We start from the raw sequence: 4942 nt of genomic DNA, 5'->3' as shown, positions 1-4942 counted from the left end.
GGCTCCGCCTCCGGTGCGGCGGGGGACGCGGCCCCGGCGACGACGGGCTCCGGCTCGGCCTCGGCCTCCGCCCGTGCCTCCGCCTTCGCCTCGGCCTCGGCGTTCGCCCGGTCGGCGGCCTCCTTGAGCCAGTCCGGCGGCGTCAGCAGGAACGACGTCGCCTCCACATCGATGCGCGGCGGCTCGGCGGCCGGCGCGGGGGCGGACTGGCTGCCGCCGTACGCCTCCTCGTACCGCCGTATCACCTCGCTCACCGGCAGCGCGGGCCACAGCGTCGACTCGCCGCTGTCCCGCGCGATCACCAGCTTGCCGCCGCAGTCCTCGGCCCAGGCGACGAAGCCCAGATCGAACTCGCGCACCCGCACCTCGCGGCTGCGCTCCCCGGTGGAGGAACCGTTCACCCAGCGGTCGGCGCGCTCCTGCGCCTGTGCGAAGGTCACCATCGCCGCCTCACCCCTCCACCGGGACGGCGCGGGCGAAGCCGCCGTCCACCATCAGATCGGCCACCGTCTCCAGCTCCGGCGGCGAGCCCGCGAGCCGCAGCAGGAAGTCGTCGAAGTCGCTCCCGCACGGCAGCAGCAGGGTCTCCACCCGCTCCTGGACGGTCAGCCCGTCGCGGTCCCGGGCGTCGTCGTAGGCGCACAGCCACACCGAACCGGTGTCCTCGCCCTTGACCTTCACCGCCAGGATGCCGCCGTTGACGAACGCGACCCCGAGATAGTCCTTGGTCAGGTGATCACGCAGGCATTTGTTGATGTAGACGAGATCGTTGACCGCCGCCTCCTCCCTCAGGGTGAAGAACGGCTGGTCGATCAGCAGCCCCAGCTCCGCGTCCAACGCCAGCCCCACCGGGGCGCAGCCCCCGGCCGCCTTGAGGAACGAGCGGTACGCACCCGGCAGCGCGTACCCCAGCTTCTCCTCGGCCGCGCGCAGCCGGTCCTCCTCCACCGCCACCGAGTACGGGGCGGCGAAGTGGGCCGGCTTCGGGTCCTGGAGCGGGCGGGTGCCGCGCTTGTCCTGGTCCACGGCGGTGGTCGCGAGCCCCGCGTGGTGCCGCAGCAGCGCCTTCACCTCGACCGGGATCAGCTCGAGCCGCCGGGTGCGGGCCACGTGGTGCCACGTCCAGCCGTGCGGCGTGGCCACCGGCGGCAGATCGGCCCACAGTTCGTGCCCGGCGGCGTGCAGCGCGGCGTTCGCCGACACGTAGTCGGTCAGCCGCAGCTCGTCGATGCCGAAGCCCTCGGGCGGCTCGGCGATCTCGGCGGCGGCTCTGGCGAACGGGGAGAAATCCGGATACCCCTCCGCGTCCACCCGGACGCCCTGCGGAAAGCGGGCGGCCCGTACCGGGTCCGGGAACTGCACCAGCTGTCCCGCATAGGCCCCGTTCGGTGGCGCGGCATGCTGCCCGAGCCGACCTGTCGTCATGGCGTTTGGCCCCCTGCTGCTCCTACACGGTCACGCTGTTGCGCACAGCCTACGAGGTCCATGTGTCATGGGCACCGCCCCCGGGCGCCTTAACCGGTCGTGACAACGGCTTGTGGCAAGCTGATCGCCAGGGTGGGGAGAACCGGGGGAGAAAGCGCGAGGATGCCGGTGACGCTGGATCTTGACAGCCAGGACGGCCCGGCGGACGCCGGGTCCGCCGCACCCGTACTCCGGCACCGGCGGGACGGCATCCTGCCCACCACCGCAGCCGCGCTCCTCCTGCCCGGCCACGAGCACCCGCTCAAGGGCGCCGCCGTGCACCGCTCGGCCCCCGACGCCCCCCGCCTGCACCCGCAGGTGAGCGCGTTACTGGACGCCCTCGGCCCCGCCGACCGCGAACGGCACGCGGGCCGCTGCCCCGAAGTCGCGCTGATCTCCCGGTACCTGAACGAGGGCGGCGACGCCCGGCACCTGCGCGGCGCGGAGATCACCACCCGGCACATCAGGGAAGACGGCGACCCGCAGCACGGCACGTACGCCCCGCACTGCCGCTCCTGCGCGGCGCTGCTGGCGCACTTCGGCGTGGAGAGCGTGAGCGGCGGCGAACCGGGGACCGGACTCACCGGCCCCACCCTGACGCTGCGGCTGCCGGACGGCGAACCACCGCAGGCGCCGGGCGACCTGGACCTGGACCAGGCCCTCGGCTACGCGGGCTGGCACCCCGGCCGCCGCATGACCGAACAGGCCGAACGCTGGGCCGACACCCTCAGCGGCCACCGCTCGCCGCAGGGCCATCCCCATGTGCTGTTCCCGGCGGCGTTCGAGACCTGGGCGGAGTACGGCGGCCTGCGGCTGCACCCGATGGGCCCCGGCCGCCGGTACGCACCCGGCTCGGTGGTCATCGACCCGCTGCGCGGCCTGCACTGGGCCCGCACCCTCGGCGACCTCGGCCGCGCCCTGGACACCGACCTGTGCCCCCTGGGCGCGGAGGGCGGCGGCACCGCCCTGCTGGCGATGGACCGGGAGGCGCGGATATACGCCCTGGACCACACCGGCGACTGGTACCTGGGCCCGGACCTGCGCACGGCCCTCATCACCCTCCTCACCGGAGGCCGCCCGGTCCGGCTGCTCAGCCCCGAATGAGCGCGCGCCGCCCGGCGGTGGTCACTGGCCTACTCCGGTTCCAGCCCACGGTGGGCGGCCCAGGCGGACGCGGCTTCCGCCACGGCCTTCAGCCAGTGCTCGTCCGGGTTACGCGCCGCCTGGTGCCCCATCATGCGGGCGGTGGCGACCGCGAAGGCATCCACGGCCCCGGGGTCGGCACTCGCCCAGCCCTCGCAGCCGGACGCCCAGCCTTCCGCGCTCTCCGGCGGGTGCCCGTCCGCGATCAGCTGGAGCACGAGCATGGCCGGGTCGATGAACGCCGCGCCACGGGTGGGCCAGGCCCAGTCCACGACCCAGGGGCGCTCGGGCCCGCGCAGGAGGTTTGCCGGGTTGATGTCCGCGTGCACCAGACAGTCCCCCTGGAACAGCGGCGCGGCACCCCTGTCGGCCCACCAGGCCCAGCGGGTTTCGTGCCAGTCCCGGGCGATGTGCGGGAGTTCCAGCGCCCCGATGCGGCGGACGAGGTCCACGACCACCGGCAGATCCGGTGAGCCGGGGGAGAAGTCCGTCTCCCGGCAGTCGACCAGCTCGAAGCCGAGGACGATCCACTCCGCGTCCTCGACCGCCCACAGCAGCGCCGGGGCCAGGGAGCGGACGAACGGGTTGATCGCCTGCTCCCGCAGCAGCTGATCCCGCCGCCTGCCCGGACGGTTCCGCATCGCTTTGATGAAGAACTGCCCGTTCTCGCCGGTGACGACCGCCAACAGGTCGGTGCTGAACCCACGGCCATCGGGCGGGCCCACCCGCACGATCCGGCCGGTGTGCGGCCGGATCAGCGCCAGGACTTCACGCTGCTTGCGGCGAGGGTCTGCGCCGACGGCCTTCAGCGGAGGGAGCCGAGGAACGCGGTGAAGGCGGCGGGCCGGAAGGTGAGATGGGGGACGCTGCTGGGGCGCTTGCTGTCCCGGACGTGCACGGAGGCGGGGGTGGCGGCGATCTCGACGCAGTTGCCGCCTTCGCCGTCGCTGTAACTGGACTTGCGCCAGTCGAGGGCGACTTCGACGCAATCTCCGCCTTCGCCGTCGCTGTAACTGGACTTGAACCAGTGCAGCTCGGTACTCATCCCTCGTCCGCCATTCGTTCGATGAAGCGCGCCGAATCAGCGCTGTCCAGAGCCTGTCCTCGGATCATCCCATAGCGCTGCGTCTGTGTGCTTACCTCATCGGGATCGGAAGTCAGCTGGCTCTGCGATTGTCCTTCCAGAAAGACGAAGTGCTCATGATCAGTGGTCTCCAACAGAACCATCGGACCACTCAACGCCGCTGTGACGGTCCGGTCGTAAGGCAACACATGCAGCGAGACGTTGCGCAGGTCCCCGGCTTCCAGCAATCGCTGCAACTGCCCACGGCGGACTGCGGGACCACCGACGGGTGCTCGTAGCGCGGCCTCGTAGATCACGAAGTTGAAGGCCACGGGCGGCGTGATGGTGAGCAGCGCCTGCCGCTCCATCCGTGCCTCGACACGTTCCGCGATGGTCGCATCGTCGAGCGGAGGGCACCACCCTCCGATCAGCGCGGAGGCGTACTCCCGGGTTTGCAGCAGTCCGGGAATCAGCAGACTCGCGTACGAGTTCAGCACGATGGCCCGTTCCTCATAAATCATGAAGTCCTGGGCGCGTGCGGGAAACCTGTCCCGCTTCAGGTGACCGAGTCCCGCCAGCAGGATGCCCTTCGCGCCGAACATCTCGTCCGCGATCTCCGCCATCCGTGCGGGCACCTTTCGGCGGCCCTGTTCCACGGACTTCACCATGTCGACCGAGTAGCTGGACGCCTCGGCGATCGTCTCGCGGCGCACCTGGGCGGCCTGGCGCCAGAGTTGGAACTGCTGGCCGAAGTAGCGGTAGGAGGTCGGAAGCTCGGAACTCTCGTCGGACATGCGCCCTGCCTTCCCTCACGCGGCGCGCATCAGCCGTCCCCTGGGCCCCGTGTCCGCCCGCCGTACCCGCCTGGTCACTGACTGCGAGTATCCGTGGGCTGATCGGCTCATATCTACTGATCGGCGGAACTTCCGCCCGTTCGAGGGGCGTTACGGCAGCGCGCTGAGCACCGGGTTGACGTTTCTGCCCTTCCGGCTGCCCTTCCGGCCCGTTCAGTCGGTGGCCGTCTCCGCCGCGCGGATCGCGTCGCGGTACGCGCGGGCCGTCGCGCGCAGGGCCGTTTCGGGGTCCACGCCCGCCGCTTCGGCCTCCGCCGCCAGGGCCAGCAGCCGGGCGCCGAAGTCGGCCGGGCCGGCCGAGACCGGGGGTTCGACGGGCAGGTCCGCCGTGCGGGCGCGGCCCGCCAGTTTCGCGGCCAGGGCCAGGGCCGGCTGGCCGAGCGGGACGCCCTCCGTGACCGAGGCGCGGCGTTTCTCC

5 protein-coding genes and 3 pseudogenes are annotated in these 4942 nt (G+C 72.1%); 2 read left to right on the top strand and 6 right to left on the bottom strand.

What is annotated here, in order from left to right; translation table 11 throughout:
- Together ACFV5N_RS13055 and ACFV5N_RS13050 are read right to left on the bottom strand one after the other, a co-directional pair.
- A pseudogene (locus ACFV5N_RS13055) lies at positions 1 to 443 on the bottom strand (hypothetical protein); the annotation flags it as partial.
- Positions 444 to 450: 7 nt separating this feature from the next.
- Positions 451 to 1425: an SMI1/KNR4 family protein gene (locus ACFV5N_RS13050; RefSeq protein WP_385598056.1), complete on the bottom strand. Its 975-nt coding sequence runs from the start codon at positions 1423 to 1425 to the stop codon at positions 451 to 453.
- Between the two features lie 162 nt (positions 1426 to 1587).
- Here ACFV5N_RS13050 and ACFV5N_RS13045 point away from each other — a divergent pair.
- A pseudogene (locus ACFV5N_RS13045) lies at positions 1588 to 1995 on the top strand (YwqJ-related putative deaminase); the annotation flags it as partial.
- Positions 1996 to 2070: 75 nt separating this feature from the next.
- Entirely contained in the window at positions 2071 to 2568 is a 498-nt protein-coding gene (locus tag ACFV5N_RS13040) for an SUKH-3 domain-containing protein (RefSeq protein ID WP_385598058.1), read from the top strand.
- A gap of 29 nt (positions 2569 to 2597) precedes the next feature.
- Here ACFV5N_RS13040 and ACFV5N_RS13035 read toward each other — a convergent pair whose 3' ends face one another.
- The 4 genes and pseudogenes from ACFV5N_RS13035 to ACFV5N_RS13020 all read right to left on the bottom strand — a co-directional run.
- Entirely contained in the window at positions 2598 to 3293 is a 696-nt protein-coding gene (locus ACFV5N_RS13035; RefSeq protein ID WP_385598053.1) for a protein kinase, read from the bottom strand.
- A gap of 119 nt (positions 3294 to 3412) precedes the next feature.
- On the bottom strand, positions 3413 to 3652 hold the full coding sequence (locus ACFV5N_RS13030; protein ID WP_385598051.1) for a DUF397 domain-containing protein: 240 nt from the start codon (positions 3650 to 3652) through the stop codon (positions 3413 to 3415).
- Positions 3649 to 4464, bottom strand: a complete 816-nt coding sequence (locus ACFV5N_RS13025) for a DUF5753 domain-containing protein (RefSeq protein WP_385598048.1) — start codon at positions 4462 to 4464, stop codon at positions 3649 to 3651. The genes ACFV5N_RS13030 and ACFV5N_RS13025 overlap by 4 nt, the downstream gene beginning before the upstream one ends.
- Before the next feature lie 213 nt (positions 4465 to 4677).
- A pseudogene (locus tag ACFV5N_RS13020) lies at positions 4678 to 4942 on the bottom strand (nucleoside triphosphate pyrophosphohydrolase); the annotation flags it as partial.

Origin of the sequence: Streptomyces sp. NPDC059853 (assembly GCF_042731495.1) — a bacterium.
Lineage (GTDB): Bacteria > Actinomycetota > Actinomycetes > Streptomycetales > Streptomycetaceae > Streptomyces.
Note: the sequence above shows the minus strand (reverse complement) of the source record. Positions and strands in the feature narration are given on the sequence as shown.